Here is a 15810-nt window from a genome sequence, read left to right on the forward strand (position 1 = left end):
GGTGAAGACAAGACGGGGGAGTGAGGCGCAGCTCTCTCAACGCGTCGTCCCGGCGAAGGCCGGGACCCATAACCACCGAACGCAATTTGGCGAAGACCGGTCATGACCCATCTTCGCCAAACCAAATTCGGTGGCTATGGGTCCCGGCCTTCGCCGGGACGACGACGAAGTTTGGAGCGAGCTCTTCGCCTCTCCTTACGACACTACCCCCGCTTCGCCCGGTCCTTCTCGTTCTGGGCCATGATGCTCTCGCGCGCGGTCTTCCAGTCGTCGTCGCTCCAGTCGCGGAGCTGGTAGAAATTGCCGCCCATGGCGAGCGCCTGGGCGCCGTCCATGGCGATGGTCTCGCCGGAGATCCAGTCGCAGCCGCCGGAGATCAGGAACACGGCGACGTTCTGCAATTCCTCCATGGTGCCGACACGGCCCATCGGGTTCATCGCCTTGGTGCGCGCGCCGGCTTCGTCGCCCGGCTTGATGCGCTTGCTCATGCCCTCGGTCGGGATTTCGCCGGGCGCGATGGTGTTGAGGCGGATGCCGTGGCGGCCCCATTCGGTCGCAAGCGACATCGTCATGGCGTGGATCGCCGATTTGCTCATCGCCGACGGCACAACGTAAGGCGAGCCGTTGCGTACCCAGGTCGTGGTGATCGAGACGACGTTCCCTGGCTGCTTCAGGGCGATCCAGCGCTTGCCGACCGCGTGGGTCACGTAGAACGTACCGTGCATGACGATGTTGGCGACCGCGTCGAAGCCGCGCGGCGACAGCTCTTCGGTGCGCGAGATGAAATTGCCGGCGGCGTTGTTGATGAGATCGGTGAGGGGGCCGTCGCGGAAGATGGTCTCGATCATCTCCTCGACCGCGAGCGCATTGCGGATGTCGACGCCGTGGCTGGTGACGCGGCCGCCATGTTCGGCCATCAGTTCGGTCGCTGTCTCGTCGCAGACGATCTTGCGCCGGCCGCAGATATGCACCTCGGCGCCGAGCTGGAGAAAGCGCGCCGCCATCGACTTGCCGAGCCCGGTCCCGCCGCCGGTGACAAGGATGTTCCTGCCGGCCAGAAGATTTTCCTTGAACATGGCTGTTTCTCCCGTACGGATTGTCAGTTAATTGGTCGATTGACTAAATCCGGCCGCCGGCTTCCTGTAAAGCGGCACTGAACAAGAACAGGCAAGAACCAGGGGAGAATTCATCCATGGAAGAGCGCGTCTCGATCTCGATCTCGGAAGGTGTCGCCGACGTGCGCCTGGTGCGCGCGGACAAGATGAACGCGCTGGATCAGGCGATGTTCGAGGCCCTTGTTGCGGCAACGGAACGGCTTTCGAAGGAAAAAGGCGTGCGCGTCGTCGTGCTGTCAGGCGAGGGCCGCGCCTTCTGCGCCGGTCTCGACATGGGGCGTTTTGCCGCCATGAAGGAGAAGGGCGGCAACGGAATTCCGGGTGGCGAAAATCGCGATCTCACCAAGCGGACGCATGGCCAGGCGAATTTTCCGCAACAAGCGGTGTGGGGCTGGCGCCAGCTGCCGGTGCCGGTGATCGCGGCCGTGCACGGCGTCGCCTTCGGCGGCGGCTTCCAGCTCTCGCTCGGCGCCGACATGCGGTTCCTTGGCGCCGACGCGCGGATGTCGGTGATGGAAATCAAATGGGGCTTGGTGCCCGACATGGCGGGCACGCCGATCCTGGCGTCGCTCGTGCGCGACGACATTTTGCGCGATCTCACCTACACCGGCCGCATCTTCTCGGCGCAGGAGGCGATGGCTTACGGCCTCGCCACCCGCATCTGCGACGATCCGCGCGCCGCCGCGCTCGACGTCGCACGCGAGATCGCCGGCAAGAGTCCCGATGCGATCCGTGCCGCCAAGCGCCTGCTCAACAATCTCTCGGTCGATCCGGGCCCGGCGCTGCTCGCCGAGTCCGTCGAGCAGCAGAAGCTGATCGGCAGTGCGAACCAGACCGAAGCGGTGCGCGCCAATCTGGAGAAGCGCGCGGCGAAGTATGCGGATTGATGATGTTCCGTCATGGCCTGGCAAAAGCGCGAAGCGCGTCTTCGCACGAGATGTCCCGGCCATCCGCGTTCTTGGTTCGAAGCGGCAAAGCAAGAACGTGGATCACCGGGACAAGCCCGGTGAGGACGACTAATTAGCGCCGCCGCTGACAACAAAAAGAAGAAACAAATGAGCGAAACGTCCCCATTCCTCGGCATCGTCTCCGGCGAGCGCCGCCGCACCCACCCCGAGGTCGCCGACCGCGCCGACCGCATCGCCTCCGGTCTCGCTGAGATCGGCGTCAAGCAGGGCGATTGCGTCTGCATGCTGATGCGCAACGACATCGCCTTCCTGGAGGCCGCCTATGCCGCCATGCGGCTGGGTGCCTATGGCGTGCCGATCAACTGGCACTTCAAGCCGGAAGAGATCAATTACATCCTGACGGATACCGGCACCTCCGTGCTGATCGGACATGCCGACATGCTGCACGCCTTGCGCGATGCGATTCCATCGGGCGTCACCGTGCTCAGCGTGCCGACGCCGCCGGAGATCCTGTCCAACTACAAGATCGATCCGGATCATCTGGCGACGCCGGCTTTCGCGATCGAATTCGAGTCCTGGCTCGCGCAGCACCAGCCTTATGACGGCCCGGTCGTGCCGCAGCCGATGAACATGATCTACACGTCAGGGACAACAGGTCATCCCAAAGGCGTGCGCCGCAATGCGCCGACGCCGGAGCAGGCGGCCGCCGGCGAGCGCATGCGCGCGATGATCTACGGGCTCAAGCCCGGCGCACGCGCGATCCTGCCCGGCCCGCTTTATCACTCGGCGCCGAACTCGTTCGGCATCCGCGCTGGCAAGCTCGGCGGCGCGCTGTTGCTGATGCCGCGCTTCGAGGCCGAAGAGTTCCTGCAGCTGATCGAACGCTACAAGATCGATACCATCTTCATGGTGCCCACCATGTTCATCCGCCTGATGAAGCTGCCGGAGGCGGTGCGCAAGAGGTACGACGTCTCCTCGCTGCGCCATGTCATCCACGCCGCAGCGCCGTGTCCCGCGGACGTCAAGCGCGACATGATCGAATGGTGGGGGCCTGTGATCTACGAATTCTACGGCTCGACCGAATCCGGCGCCGTCACCTTCGCGACCTCCGAGGACGCGCTGAAGAAGCCCGGCACGGTCGGCAAGATCTCACCCGGTGCCGAGCTGCGCTTTCTCGGTGAGGACGGCCGCGTGCTCGGCGTCGGCGAGATCGGCGAGATCTATTCCCGCATGCCCGGGATGGCTGATTTCACCTACCACAACAAGCCGGAGAAGCGCGCCGAGATCGACCGCGACGGTTTCATTACCTCGGGCGACGTCGGCTATATCGACGAGGATGGCTACGTCTTCATCTGCGATCGCAAGCGCGACATGGTGATCTCGGGCGGCGTCAACATCTATCCGGCCGAGATCGAATCCGTGCTGCACGCGGTGCCCGGCGTGCATGATTGCGCGGTGTTCGGCATTCCCGATGCCGAGTTCGGCGAAGCGCTGATGGCCGTGGTCGAGCCTCAAGCGGGCACCGTGCTCGAGGCCGCCGACGTCCGCGCGAGCCTGAAGGCGCATCTCGCCGATTACAAGGTGCCCAAGCACATCGAGATCCGCACCAGCCTGCCGCGCGAAGACTCCGGAAAAATCTTCAAGCGCCGCCTGCGCGATCCTTATTGGGAGCAGGCGGGACGGAAGATCTGAAACGTCTGGTAGCCCGGGTGAGCGCAGCGATACCCGGGACGGCAAGTAACCACTGTCCCGGATGTCGCTGCGCTCATTCGGGCTACGAGACCGAGGGGCTTTCATGAGCGATACGACAGATGGGACGTCACAAAGGAAGTCCTTTACGAAGTCGCTGACCACGTCGCGACCATCACGCTGAACGCACCGGTGCGCATGAACACCATCTCCGGTCCGATGCTGAACGATCTCGCCCGCCTGCTGACCGAGGCCAACGAGGACAAGAACGTCCGCGTCGTGATCCTCACCGGCAAGGGCAGGGCGTTCTGCGCCGGGCTCGACTTGCGCAAGGAGCGCGACGGCAACGGGCTCAGCGCCGCGTCCTCGCCGACCACGATCAATCTCCGCAACACCCCGCCCACCGTCCTGCAGGCGATGGACAAGCCGACCATCTGCGCCGTCAATGGCGGCGCGGCCGGCTATGGCATGGACACCGCGCTCGGATGCGACATCCGCATCATGGCGGAGTCCTCAAAGCTCGCGGCTGCCTTCGTCAAGCGCGGCGTCGTGCCGGAGTCCGGCGGTACCTGGCTGCTGCCGCGCATGCTCGGCTGGGCCAAGGCCGCCGAACTGATCTTCACCGGCCGGACGCTCAGCGCGCGCGAATGCCTGGAATGGGGCCTCGCCAACGAGGTGGTGCCGGACGCCGAGCTGATGAACCGCGCAACCGCGATCGCTCGCGAGATCGCCGCCAACGCACCGCTCGCGGTGCAGGCTTCCAAGCGCATGATGCGGATGGGCCTGAACGAAAACTTCCACGACCATGTCCATCACGTTTATCTCCAGCTGCTGCCTCTGTTCAAGACGCAGGACATGGCCGAAGGCATGAAGGCCTTCATGGAGAAGCGCGAGCCGAAGTTCGAGGGGAAGTAGTCCGTCGCCTTGTAGCCCGGATGGAGCGCAGCGCAATCCGGGGTCCTTTGCGGCGAACAAGAATCCCGGATTTCGCTGCGCTCCATCCGGGCTACCAGAACGAAGCGGGACTGCACCCCTACGCCAGCTCCCCGCCAACGAACAACAGGAACGATCGTCCCGGTACCTTGTAGATTGCATCGAACTCGAACCGGTCGTTGGATGCGCCATCGTCGGCGTTGGTGTCGAGCAGCAGCGACCAGCACGGGCCAGCCGAGGTATGCGGCAGCTTGAAGTCGACCTCGCCCTCGTAGCTGTTGAGGATGATCAGCACGCTGTCGTCCTCGCCGTGGCGCGGAATCGCGGTCTTGCGGGCGCGGCCGTCGAGCACGACGCCGAAGCATTTTTGCCAGCCGCTCTCCCAGTCGGCGCTCGACATCTCGTTGCCATTGGCGTTGACCCAGACCACGTCGCGGATGTCGAGCTGGGTGTCATGCGCGCCGGTGAGGAAGCGGCTGCGGCGCAGGATCGGATAGTCGCGCCGGAGCTTGATCACGCGCCTGGTGAAGGCGAGCAGCTTTTGCGCGTCCTCGCCCAGGCTCCAGTCGAACCAGGAGATGTCGCTGTCCTGGCAATAGGCGTTGTTGTTGCCCTGCTGGGTGCGGCCGAACTCGTCGCCGCCGAGCAGCATCGGCGTGCCCTGCGAGAGCAGCAGGGTCGCCAGCATGTTGCGCTTCTGCCGCTCGCGCAAGCCGAGGATATCCTTGTCGTCGGTCGGGCCCTCGACGCCGCAATTCCAGGAGCGGTTGTTGGAATTGCCGTCGTGGTTGCTCTCGCCGTTGGCCTCGTTGTGCTTGTCGTTGTAGCTTGCCCAGTCGTTCAGCGTGAAGCCGTCATGGGCGGTCACGAAGTTGACGCTGGCCCATGAACGCCGGCCGTCGTCCGAGCGATTGAAGATGTCGGCCGAGCCAAGCAGCCGCGTTGCGAGCGCGGACGGCGGCGCCTCGCCGCGCCAATAGTCACGCACGGTGTCGCGATATTTGTCATTCCACTCCGCCCAGCCGGGCGGGAAGCCGCCGACCTGGTAGCCGCCGGGGCCGCAGTCCCAGGGTTCGGCGATCAGCTTGATGGTTGACAGCAGCGGATCCTGGTCCATCGCCTTCAAAAATCCGCTCTGCTCGTCGAAGCCGTAGACCTCGCGGGCAAGGATGGTGCCGAGATCGAAGCGGAAGCCGTCGATGCGCATGTCGCCGGCCCAATAGCGCAAGGAATCCATCACCATCTGGATCACGCGCGGATGGGACAGGTTCACCGTGTTACCGGTGCCGGTGTCGTTGATGTAATAGCGCCGCCGGTCCGGCAGCAGGCGATAGTAGCTGGCATTGTCGATGCCCTTGAAGGACAGCGTCGGTCCGAGATGGTTGCCTTCGGCAGTGTGATTGTAGACGACATCGAGGATCACCTCGAGGCCGGCGCCGTGCAGCTTCGACACCATCTCCTTGAACTCGCGCAGGCTGTTCGGCACGTCGGACGCGTAGCGCGGGTCGGGCGCGAAGAAGCCGATGGTGTTGTAGCCCCAGTAGTTGACGAGGCTCTTTCGGAGAAGATTGTCGTCGTTGATGAACGAGTGGACCGGCAGCAGCTCGATCGAGGTCACGCCGAGCGATGCCAGATAGTCGATCAGCTCAGGCGTGGCGAAGCCGGCATAGGTGCCGCGCAGGTTCTCCGGCACGTCGGGGTGCTTCTTGGTAAACCCCTTCACATGGGTTTCGTAGACGATGGTCTCGTCCCAATGAACATCGTCCCGTGCGACCTCTTCATGCCAGTCGAAATCGGGGTCGACGACGACGCATTTGGGCACGAAAGGCGCGCTGTCGCGGTCGTCGAAGGTGAGGTCGTCGCCGGTCTCCATCTGGTAGCCGAACACGGCCGGATTCCATGTCAGGCTGCCTGCGTGGGCACGGGCATAGGGATCCAGCAGGAGCTTGTTGGGATTGAAGCGATGACCTGCGTCGGGGTTGTAGGGGCCGTAGACACGGTACCCGTAGAAGGTGCCGGGTCCGACGCCGGAGATGTAGCCGTGGAAGACCTCGTTGGTATATTCCGGCAGCTCGAAGCGGTGGGTCTCGCGGTCCCCCTCGAACAGGCAGACCTCCACCTTGGTAGCGTTCGATGAAAACACGGCGAAGTTCGTGCCCTTGCCGCTCCAATGGGCACCCAGCGGATAGGGCAGGCCTTCCTCGATGATGAAATCGGACATGAAAATCCCCCAGGCCCCAGTGGCCGCCTCGGCAACGCCACGGCGCCCTGAATGTTTCAAACGCCGTGCCATTCTGGGCGCAGCGTGCGTCAATTCGATGAAGTGAGGGCGGGTGACGCCATTTGAGGCAACCAAATGCGGCGGGAGCCGATGGCCATCTTCGCAGCGACCATCTTCACACCTATATAAGTGGGGTCATTGACTGCGGATAAAACCATGACCCCTGTTTCCATCCTTCTCAACCTGCTCTGGATCCTCATCGGCGGCGCCTGGATGGCGGCCGGCTGGCTGGTCGCCGCTGTCATCATGGCGATCACCATCGTCGGCCTGCCCTGGGCGCGGGCGGCGTTCAACATCGCCGTCTACACGCTGCTGCCGTTCGGCTCGCGAGCGGTCAATCGCTATGAGGTGACCGGTGTCGAGGACATCGGCACCGGGCCGCTCGGGGTGATCGGCAACATCATCTGGTTCGTGCTGGCCGGCTGGTGGCTGGCGCTCGGCCACCTCGTGACCGCGCTGGTCCTCGCGATCACCATCATCGGCATTCCCTTCGCATGGGCGCATCTCAAGCTCGCCGGCATCGCGCTCTGGCCGATCGGCAAGGTGATCGTGCCGGCGTGAGGGCGAACGCGCAGGATGGGGTGAGCGCCAGCGAAACCCATCAGGCCGTCCGCCGATGACGAAGCAGGATGGGTTTCGCGAGGGCTCAACCCATCTTGCGGGTGCTTAGTCGGAGAGAAAGAGCGCCTGCTATTCCAACAAAGAGGCATATTCCGAGTGTATAGCCGGCTGGATTTAGCAAACCCAGATGATCGGCAAGAAAAATAAGTGCGACAGATGCAATCACTTGCGTAACCCAGACGCGCCACGCAGCTTCTACAGCTTGTCCAAAGGTCATCCGCTTCAAGAGAAGAACACCCCACGAAGGGGCCAAGAGAACAATTAGAAGAACGCCAATCATGACCGCCGCAAACATTGATGTCCTTCTCGCCCAGATCGCAGCCGAAGGTACGACCACGGTCAAGAAATGGAAAGCGAAGCAGAGGATTGAAGCCACGCCAGCTCGTAGGATGGGTAGAGCGCCAGCGAAACCGATCATGCTTCCCCGTCGACAAGAGTTGATGGGTTTCGCTTCGCTCTACCCATCCTACGGTTCTGGCGCGCTCACCCGGCTTTCGTCCACAATTCCTCGCGTTGCCCGACGGGCAAAACACCCCACATGCAGGTCAAGGCACGGGTCCGAAAATATTCTGATTGACCGAAATCTCTGTTTCGGCTAAACCGCATTCCATCCCGGCCCGCCAAAGGGGCGTTTCGCGATCGTCACGATACGCAGGCCGGGATGCGATGGACGCGGCAGCGCCGGCGCGTGACGGGATGGCAGGGCGGGCAACCCCCGTGAACCATCGCGATCCGCGCAATCGACACGGCGCGGTCACGGCGTTTCTTTTCGGCTTCGGGGGCGAGCACGCGCGAGCTTCCGGATGTCCGGGGAGGGACGTCCGCGGACGGCAAAAGCGTGTGGTCCTGACGCCCGGGGTCTGTGCGTCAAGGCTTGCGGTGGTGAAGCGGCCCGACCGGGTGCGCGCATCAGTTATCTGCAAGGCGACGGGGGCAATAGTGCATCGCTCCCCGGGGAGAGCGCGCCATAAGCCGTAAAACCATTGCGCAGGGAAGGCCGGGATGTCCCGGCAACACCTGTGGTCACCCCGCGTGCGTTTCCTGCGTGCGGACCCTGGGTGCCAGCCGGCGCCCGGCCTTCCCTGCGCCCTTTGTTCTCGATGAGGGCGAAACGGACAGCAAAGCTTCGGGCGCCTGCGCCGCGAGACGGCAAAGGCATGTTTATCGATAGGACCTCTATTCTCGTGCCCCGGACGCAGCGCAGCGCGCCGCGTCTTCGCGGCGTGGTGCGCTGCTGAGCCGGGGCCCAGACTGCGGCAAGGTGCGGTGGTTTCATGGGGCCTGGCTCTGCGCCGCAACGCTTGGGGCGTTGCAGAGCGTCCGGGACACGAACGGCGAAGGCAGTGTGCGCCGCTCCCAACTTCATCTTGCGCTGCGGTAGAAAAATATCGCACACTCGGTTGAGCCGGGCAGCCAAGCGAGCTCGAACCAGGGAGCGAGCCATGTCCCTCCAGACCTTACCAGCCGACGCCACTGAGCATCGCCCCAATCGCCCTGAGGACGTCCAGGCGCTCGAAGCCGATGTGCGGCTGCGCGACGACATTCGCCTGCTCGGGCGCATCCTTGGCGACACCGTGCGCGACCAGGAGGGCGCGGACGTGTTCGACCTGGTCGAGCGCATCCGGCAGACCTCGATCCGGTTCCACCGCGACGAGGACCGGCTCGCCCGCCGCGAGCTCGAGCAGATCCTCGACGGCATGTCGATCCCGGACACGCTGCGGATCGTGCGCGCCTTCAGCTATTTCTCACACCTCGCCAACATCGCCGAGGACCAGAACAACATCCGCCAGATGCGCGCCCGTACCGCGGCCAAGAACGGCGGCTCCGGCGTGCTGGCGGACACGCTGGCCCATGCCAAGGCGGCGGGCATCGGCCCCGAGGCCTTGCGCAATTTCTTCAAGACCGCGCTGGTCAGCCCGGTGCTGACCGCGCACCCGACCGAGGTCCGCCGCAAGAGCACCATGGACCGCGAGATGGAGGTCGCAAGCCTGCTCGACCGCCGCGAGCGGGTCGCGCTGACCGAAGACGAAGCCGCCGCCAGCGACGAGCAGCTTCGCCGCGAGGTGCTGACGCTGTGGCAGACCAATCTGCTGCGCCGAACCAAGCTCACCGTGCTCGACGAGGTCGCCAACGGCCTGTCCTTCTACGACTACACCTTCCTGCGCGAAGTGCCGCGGCTGATGAACGTGCTGGAAGACCGGCTGGAGGAGGGCGGCGAGCAGGCGGCGGGCGAGCTCGCCTCGTTCCTGCGCATGGGCAGCTGGATCGGCGGCGACCGCGACGGCAATCCCTTCGTCACCGCCGACGTGATGCGCGGCACGCTGCGGCTGCAGTCGAGCCGCGTGATGCAGTTCTATCTGAACGAGCTGCACGTGCTCGGCTCCGAGCTGTCGATCGCGGCCCATCTCGCCGACGTCTCCGAGGAGCTGCGCACGCTGGCGGAGCGCTCGCCGGACACCTCGCCGCACCGGAGCGGCGAGCCTTATCGTCTGGCGGTCTCCGGGATCTATGCGCGGCTGACCGCCACGGCCGAAGCGCTGGAGGTCGAGATCACCCGCCGGCCGGTCGGCAAGGGCAGGCCTTACGAGAGCGTCAGGGAGCTGCAAGCCGATCTCGACGTGCTGCACCGCTCGCTGATCTCCAACAACGCCCGTGTCATCGCCCGCGGCCGGCTGCGGCTGCTGCGGCGCGCGGTGGACTGCTTCGGCTTCCATCTGGCGCGGCTCGACATCCGCCAGAATTCGGCGGTGCACGAACGCACCGTCGCCGAACTGATGGATGCCGCCAATCCCGGCATGTCCTATCTGGCGCTCGGCGAGGACGCGCGCATTTCACTGCTGACCAACGAGCTGCGCTCGACGCGCTCGCTGGTCTCGCCATTCGTCAAATACAGCGACGAGACCATGGGCGAGCTCAACGTCTTCCATGCCGCAGCGGAAGCGCATGCGAAGTTCGGCTCGGATGCCATCCCCCAATGCATCATCTCGATGTGCAAGAGCATGTCCGACATGCTCGAGGTCGCGGTGCTGCTCAAGGAGGTGGGGCTGGTCCATCCCTCCGGCCGCAGCGCCATCAACATCGTTCCGCTGTTCGAGACCATCGAGGATCTGCAGGCGTCAAGCGGCATCATGGACCGCATGCTGTCGCTGCACGATTACCGCCGCCTCGTCGACAGCCGCGGCAGCGTGCAGGAGGTCATGCTCGGCTATTCCGACTCGAACAAGGATGGCGGTTTCGTCACCTCGGGCTGGGAGCTGTACAAGGCCGAGATCAACCTCGTCGATGTGTTCGAGCGCCACGGCGTGCGCCTGCGCCTGTTCCATGGCCGCGGCGGCTCGGTCGGCCGCGGCGGCGGTCCGAGCTATGATGCCATCATCGCGCAGCCCGGCGGCGCCGTGAACGGCCAGATCCGCATCACCGAACAGGGCGAGATCATCTCGTCGAAATATTCCAACGCCGAAGTCGGGCGCAACAATCTGGAGATCCTGGCCGCCGCGACGCTGGAGGCGAGCCTGCTGCATCCGCGCCAGAGCGCGCCGCGCCGCGAATATCTGACCGCGATGGACGAGCTCTCGAGTCTCGCCTTCAAGGCCTATCGCGGCCTCGTCTACGAGACCGACGGCTTCGTCGATTATTTCTGGGCCTCGACCGTCATCAACGAGATCGCGACGCTCAACATCGGCAGCCGCCCGGCCTCGCGCAAGAAGACCCGCGCGATCGAGGACCTTCGCGCGATTCCCTGGGTGTTCTCCTGGGCGCAATGCCGCCTGATGCTGCCGGGCTGGTACGGCTTCGGCAGCGCGGTCGAGCAGTGGATCGCCGAGCATCCGCAACAGGGCATGCCGTTCCTGAAGGAGCTCTACAAGGAATGGCCGTTCTTCCGCATGCTCTTGTCGAACATGGACATGGTGCTCGCGAAAAGCTCGATCGCGATCGCCTCGCGCTATGCCGAGCTCGTGCCGGACGAAGCCTTGCGCGAAAAGATCTTCGGCCGCATCCGCCGCGAATGGCATTCCTGCATCGAGACCCTGCTGGACATCATGGGCCAGGACCGGCTGCTGCAGGGCAATCCGCTGCTCGAACGCTCGGTGCGCCACCGCTTCCCCTACCTCGATCCGCTCAACCACGTGCAGGTCGAGCTCCTGAAGGAGCACCGCGCGCAGAACCCGGACGAGCAGGTGCTGCGCGGGATTCAGCTGACCATCAACGGGATATCGGCGGGGTTGCGGAATACGGGGTAGGGCGAATGGCGAATAGGGAGTAGCGAATGGAGTCTATTCGCCATTCACTACTCACCATTCGCTTACCTCAGCAGAAATGCGCGCCTTGCGTCTCCACATAGACCGCATAGAGCGACTGGCTCGCGGTCATGAACAGGCGGTTGCGCTTCTTGCCGCCGAAACAGACATTGGCGCAGGTCTCGGGCAACAGGATCTGCCCGATGCGCGCGCCGTCGTTTGGTGCGAACACCTGCACGCCGTCATAGCCCGGCCCGACCCAGCCGGCGCCGACCCAGATATTGCCCTCGGTGTCGACGCGCAGGCCGTCCGGGAAGCCCGACTTGCCGTCGAGCTTCATGTCGATCAGCCGCTTCGGGTTCGATAGCTTCGGCCCGTCGATGTCGTAGGACCACACCACGTTCTCGGCTTGCGGATAATGCGTGATGCCGGTGTCGCAGACATAGAGCTTCTTGTAGTCGTGGCTGAAGGCGATGCCGTTCGGCTTGAACGGCTCGTCGGCGACCTTCGCAACCTGTCCGGTCTGTGTGTCCAGGCGATAGACCGCTTCCTTCTGATACGGCTGGAGCGAGCCGGTATTGGCCAGCTTGCCCTCGTAGATGCTGATCGCGCCATAGCCGGGATCGGTGAACCAGATCGCCTTGTCGTTGGGATGCACGACCATGTCGTTGGGGCCGTTGAGCGGCTTGCCATTGGCCTGCTCGGCCAGCGTCGTCAACGAACCGTTATGCTCGTAGCGGACGAGGCGGGTGCGCTCGGCGCTGATCTGGCGGCCCTCGGTGTCGAACGAGTTGCCGTTGGCCTCGTTCGACGGCTTGTGGAACTGCTCGGAGATGTGGCCGTCGTCGTCGAGATAGCGCAGCTGCCGGTTGGCCGGGATGTCGCTCCAGACCAGATATTGTCCTTGCGTATTCCACGCCGGTCCCTCCGCCCACAGGCAGCCGGTATAGAGCCGCTTGATCGCGGTGTTGCCGACCTTGGCCTTGAAGCGCTTGGGGTCGATGGCGATGATGTCGGGGTCGGGGTAACGCTGCGGCTCGGCATTGGCACCGAAGTCGCGGGCGTCAGCGTTCGAGGCGAGCAGGGCGGATGCGGCCACGGTCGCGGCGCCCTTGAGCAGCGTGCGGCGGCCGAGACCGCCACGCTCGATTGCAGTCGTGTCGTCGGAGTTGGTCAGTATTCTTGTCATGGTTTCCTCCCAAAGTTTTGTTGGGAGGCCACCATCCGCCTGCAATCAGGCGTAATGCGGGAGCGATCTCTGATCGAGGCAACCAGAGATCGCAGGGCAGGGATGCCGGAAATGCGGCTGGACGGATCGTTACACCGGATCCCAGGGGAAGATGTCGGCGGAGCGGTCGAGCTTGTAGAACGAGCCCTTCAGCGCCGGCATGCCGTGTTCCGCGATCGATTGCGGCGTCCAGCCTTCGCCCCGATGCACCGAGCGCAGCGGGCGGTTCTGGCTGAACAGGAACAGCTCGTTCATGCGTGCGCCGAAGATCTGGCCGGAGACCTCCTTGGCGGCATCGGAGAGCAGATAGGCGCAGATCGGCGCGATCTTCTCCGGTCCCATCTGCTTGATCTTCTCGACGCGCGCCTTCTCGGCCTCGGTCTCGGTCGGGATGGTGCCGATCATGCGGGTCCAGGCGAACGGCGAGACGCAGTTGGAGCGGACGTTGAAGCGGCCCATGTCGAGCGCAATGGATTTGGAGAGCCCGATGATGCCGAGCTTGGCTGCGGCGTAGTTGGCCTGGCCGAAATTGCCGATCAGGCCCGAGGTCGAGGTGAAGTGCACGAAGGAGCCGGACTCCTGCTCGCGGAAAATCCGCGCCGCGGCATGGCTGACGTAGAACGAGCCCATCAAATGGACCTTGATGACCGCCTCGAACGCTTCGACGCTCATCTTGTGGAATATCATGTCGCGCAAGATGCCGGCATTGTTGACGACGCCGTCGAGCCGGCCGAAATGATCGGTCGCGGTCTTCACGATCTTGCTGGCAGGGACGGCTTCCGCCACCGACTCGAAGTTGGGGACCGCGATGCCGCCGCGCTTCTTGATTTCCTCGACCACCTCCTCGGCGGGGGAAGCGCTCGATCCCGCGCCGTCAGCGGCGACACCGGGATCGTTGACGACGACCTTGGCGCCTTCGGCAGCGCACAGCAGCGCGATCTCGCGCCCGATGCCGCGGCCCGCGCCGGTGACGATGATGACCTTGTCTTGCAGTGATTTGCTCATGTGGGTTCTCCGCTAGCCGTTCCAATTTCCGCCGTCATTCCGGGATGCGCCGAAAGGCGCAGGCCCGGAATCCATAACCACGATCGGGAGTATGGATTCCGGGCTCGTCGCTTCGCGCCGCCCCGGAATGACAGCCACTACCTCTCGTTCGTAAACACGATCGTGCCCGATGCCGCGAACATGCCGCCGACACCATGGCACACCGAAATTGTCGCGTTCGGCACCTGCGCCGACGCGATGCCGCGCATCTGCCGCACGCTCTCCTGGAGCGCGTACATGCCGTACATGCCCGAGTGCATGTAGGACAGGCCGCCGCCATTGGTGTTGAGCGGCAGCTTGCCGCCGGGACGCGTGTTGCCGTCGGCGATGAATTTCCCAGTCTCCTCATGCGGCATGAAGCCGAGGTCGCCGAGGCCGAACAGCGGCAGATGCGCGAACGCATCATAGATCATGAGGTGATCGACGTCCTTGTGCGCGATGCCCGCCTCCTTGAAGGCGAGGGGGCCGGCCGTTTTGAAGGCGCGCGAGGAATTGAAGGTCTCCATCTGGCTGACCATCGGCGTTTCCACGCTCTCGCCGGTGCCCATGATGTAGACCGGCTTGCGCGGAAAGTTCTTGGCGCGGTCGGCCGAGGTCAGGATCAGCGCACCGCCGCCGTCGGTGACGAGGCAGCACTGCAGCAGGCGAAACGGGTAGGCGATCATGCGCGAGTTGAGAACGTCGGCGACCGTGATCGGGTCCTTCATCATCGCCCGCGGATTCTTCGCCGCCCACTCGCGCTGCACGACGGCGACCGAGGCGAGCTGCTCATGCGTGATGCCGTAGGTCTTCATGAAGCGCAGCACGGGGATCGGGAACATGCTGGGCGGGCCGTAGACGCCGAACGGCGCCTCGAACTGGCCTTGCAGGCTGTCGGCGGGGATCGAGCGCGGCGCCTTGCCGATCATCGACTTGCCGCTCTCGGCATGGGTGATCAGCACCGTCTTGCACAGGCCGGCCTCGATCGCCGCGGCGGCATGACGAACATGCAGCATGAACGAGCAGCCGCCGACCGAGGTGCCGTCCACCCAGGTCGGCTTGATGCCGAGATAGTGGCAGACCTGCTGCGGCGTTTCGACTGCTGTGGCAAAGCCGTCGATGTCGGACAGCTTCAGCCCGGCGTCGGCGATGGCATTGAGCGCCGCATCCGCGTGAAGCTGGAGCTGCGAGGCGTTGGGGATGATTCCGAGCTCGGTGGTCTCGGCCGCGCCGACGACGGCAACCTGGTTGCTGCGCATGGCCTATCCCTTCGCCGGACGGAAGACGGGGAGGGTGATCTTGTCGTCGAGTGCCTGGAAGGCGACCTCGAGCTTCATGTCGAGCTCGAGCGCTTCCGGCGTCTGCGGGCAGTCGATGATGTTGCTCATCATCCGCGGTCCCTCGGCAAGCTCCACCACGGCGATCGCATAAGGCGGCGTGAAGCCGGGCGCGGCGGGACGGTGGTTGATCACGTAGCTGTAGAGGAAACCCTTGCCGCTCGCCTTGAAGACCGAGACCTTGCGCGAGGCGCAGGAGGGGCAGAACGGGCGCGGCGGGAAGTAGACATGCGCGCAGGCGTCGCAGCGCTGCAGGCGCAGCTCGCCGGCTTTCGTGCCGTCCCAGAAATGCTGGGTCTCCGGCGTCGGTTTCGGTCGCGCGCGCTGCGGTTCGGCCATGTCGGAAAACCCTCCCAGGGGACAGGCTTCACGCCCCGCCCGTTTCGATCTTGATGCGACAATCGACCATGGCGCGTCAACGGTCCAGCAATGTGCAT

General features: G+C 64.4%; 12 protein-coding genes. 5 read left to right on the top strand and 7 right to left on the bottom strand.

The window, feature by feature from the left end:
• Positions 1 to 203: 203 nt before the first annotated feature.
• Positions 204 to 1076, bottom strand: coding sequence for an SDR family oxidoreductase (locus tag AC1RUR_RS04620; RefSeq protein WP_492841800.1), 873 nt, complete (start codon positions 1074 to 1076; stop codon positions 204 to 206).
• Between the two features lie 116 nt (positions 1077 to 1192).
• Between AC1RUR_RS04620 and AC1RUR_RS04625 the strand changes: the two genes are divergently transcribed.
• From AC1RUR_RS04625 to AC1RUR_RS04635, 3 genes are all read left to right on the top strand, one after another.
• On the top strand, positions 1193 to 2002 hold the full coding sequence (locus AC1RUR_RS04625) for a crotonase/enoyl-CoA hydratase family protein (protein WP_492841802.1): 810 nt from the start codon (positions 1193 to 1195) through the stop codon (positions 2000 to 2002).
• A 168-nt stretch (positions 2003 to 2170) separates the two neighbouring features.
• Positions 2171 to 3715: an acyl-CoA synthetase gene (locus AC1RUR_RS04630; RefSeq protein WP_492841804.1), complete on the top strand. Its 1545-nt coding sequence runs from the start codon at positions 2171 to 2173 to the stop codon at positions 3713 to 3715.
• 75 nt (positions 3716 to 3790) lie between these two features.
• Positions 3791 to 4627 carry an enoyl-CoA hydratase/isomerase family protein gene (locus AC1RUR_RS04635; RefSeq protein ID WP_492842393.1) on the top strand — a complete coding sequence of 279 codons (837 nt, stop codon included), beginning with the start codon at positions 3791 to 3793 and terminating at the stop codon, positions 4625 to 4627.
• Positions 4628 to 4745: 118 nt separating this feature from the next.
• Here AC1RUR_RS04635 and glgX read toward each other — a convergent pair whose 3' ends face one another.
• Positions 4746 to 6866 carry a glycogen debranching protein GlgX gene (glgX, locus tag AC1RUR_RS04640; protein WP_492841806.1) on the bottom strand — a complete coding sequence of 707 codons (2121 nt, stop codon included), beginning with the start codon at positions 6864 to 6866 and terminating at the stop codon, positions 4746 to 4748.
• A 216-nt stretch (positions 6867 to 7082) separates the two neighbouring features.
• On the opposite strand from glgX, the gene AC1RUR_RS04645 reads away from it, so the two are divergent.
• Positions 7083 to 7487, top strand: a complete 405-nt coding sequence (locus AC1RUR_RS04645; protein ID WP_492841809.1) for a YccF domain-containing protein — start codon at positions 7083 to 7085, stop codon at positions 7485 to 7487.
• Between the two features lie 85 nt (positions 7488 to 7572).
• Here the strand turns inward: AC1RUR_RS04645 and AC1RUR_RS04650 are convergent, their stop codons facing one another.
• Entirely contained in the window at positions 7573 to 7842 is a 270-nt protein-coding gene (locus AC1RUR_RS04650) for a hypothetical protein (RefSeq protein ID WP_492841811.1), read from the bottom strand.
• 1147 nt (positions 7843 to 8989) lie between these two features.
• Between AC1RUR_RS04650 and ppc the strand changes: the two genes are divergently transcribed.
• The gene (gene ppc, locus AC1RUR_RS04655; RefSeq protein ID WP_492841813.1) at positions 8990 to 11788 is read left to right on the top strand and encodes a phosphoenolpyruvate carboxylase; all 2799 of its coding nucleotides are present in this window, start codon (positions 8990 to 8992) and stop codon (positions 11786 to 11788) included.
• A 67-nt stretch (positions 11789 to 11855) separates the two neighbouring features.
• On the opposite strand, the gene AC1RUR_RS04660 is transcribed toward ppc, so the two are convergent.
• The 4 genes from AC1RUR_RS04660 to AC1RUR_RS04675 form a co-directional block, all read right to left on the bottom strand.
• Positions 11856 to 12974 carry an SMP-30/gluconolactonase/LRE family protein gene (locus tag AC1RUR_RS04660; protein ID WP_492841814.1) on the bottom strand — a complete coding sequence of 373 codons (1119 nt, stop codon included), beginning with the start codon at positions 12972 to 12974 and terminating at the stop codon, positions 11856 to 11858.
• A gap of 129 nt (positions 12975 to 13103) precedes the next feature.
• Positions 13104 to 14018 carry an SDR family oxidoreductase gene (locus AC1RUR_RS04665; protein WP_492841815.1) on the bottom strand — a complete coding sequence of 305 codons (915 nt, stop codon included), beginning with the start codon at positions 14016 to 14018 and terminating at the stop codon, positions 13104 to 13106.
• A 137-nt stretch (positions 14019 to 14155) separates the two neighbouring features.
• Positions 14156 to 15295 carry a thiolase C-terminal domain-containing protein gene (locus AC1RUR_RS04670; RefSeq protein ID WP_492841816.1) on the bottom strand — a complete coding sequence of 380 codons (1140 nt, stop codon included), beginning with the start codon at positions 15293 to 15295 and terminating at the stop codon, positions 14156 to 14158.
• 3 nt (positions 15296 to 15298) lie between these two features.
• On the bottom strand, positions 15299 to 15712 hold the full coding sequence (locus AC1RUR_RS04675) for a Zn-ribbon domain-containing OB-fold protein (protein WP_128917044.1): 414 nt from the start codon (positions 15710 to 15712) through the stop codon (positions 15299 to 15301).
• Positions 15713 to 15810 lie beyond the last annotated feature (98 nt).

Source organism: Bradyrhizobium sp. GW821-FHT12B03 (genome assembly GCF_058807535.1).

Coding starts and splice junctions, on each gene's coding strand:
- glgX (WP_492841806.1), bottom strand. CDS start 6,866: ATGTCCGATTTCATCATCGAGGAAGGCCTGCCCTATCCGCTGGGTGCC.
- AC1RUR_RS04645 (WP_492841809.1), top strand. CDS start 7,083: ATGACCCCTGTTTCCATCCTTCTCAACCTGCTCTGGATCCTCATCGGC.
- AC1RUR_RS04675 (WP_128917044.1), bottom strand. CDS start 15,712: ATGGCCGAACCGCAGCGCGCGCGACCGAAACCGACGCCGGAGACCCAG.
- AC1RUR_RS04665 (WP_492841815.1), bottom strand. CDS start 14,018: ATGAGCAAATCACTGCAAGACAAGGTCATCATCGTCACCGGCGCGGGC.
- AC1RUR_RS04660 (WP_492841814.1), bottom strand. CDS start 12,974: ATGACAAGAATACTGACCAACTCCGACGACACGACTGCAATCGAGCGT.
- AC1RUR_RS04625 (WP_492841802.1), top strand. CDS start 1,193: ATGGAAGAGCGCGTCTCGATCTCGATCTCGGAAGGTGTCGCCGACGTG.
- ppc (WP_492841813.1), top strand. CDS start 8,990: ATGTCCCTCCAGACCTTACCAGCCGACGCCACTGAGCATCGCCCCAAT.
- AC1RUR_RS04670 (WP_492841816.1), bottom strand. CDS start 15,295: ATGCGCAGCAACCAGGTTGCCGTCGTCGGCGCGGCCGAGACCACCGAG.
- AC1RUR_RS04620 (WP_492841800.1), bottom strand. CDS start 1,076: ATGTTCAAGGAAAATCTTCTGGCCGGCAGGAACATCCTTGTCACCGGC.
- AC1RUR_RS04650 (WP_492841811.1), bottom strand. CDS start 7,842: ATGTTTGCGGCGGTCATGATTGGCGTTCTTCTAATTGTTCTCTTGGCC.
- AC1RUR_RS04630 (WP_492841804.1), top strand. CDS start 2,171: ATGAGCGAAACGTCCCCATTCCTCGGCATCGTCTCCGGCGAGCGCCGC.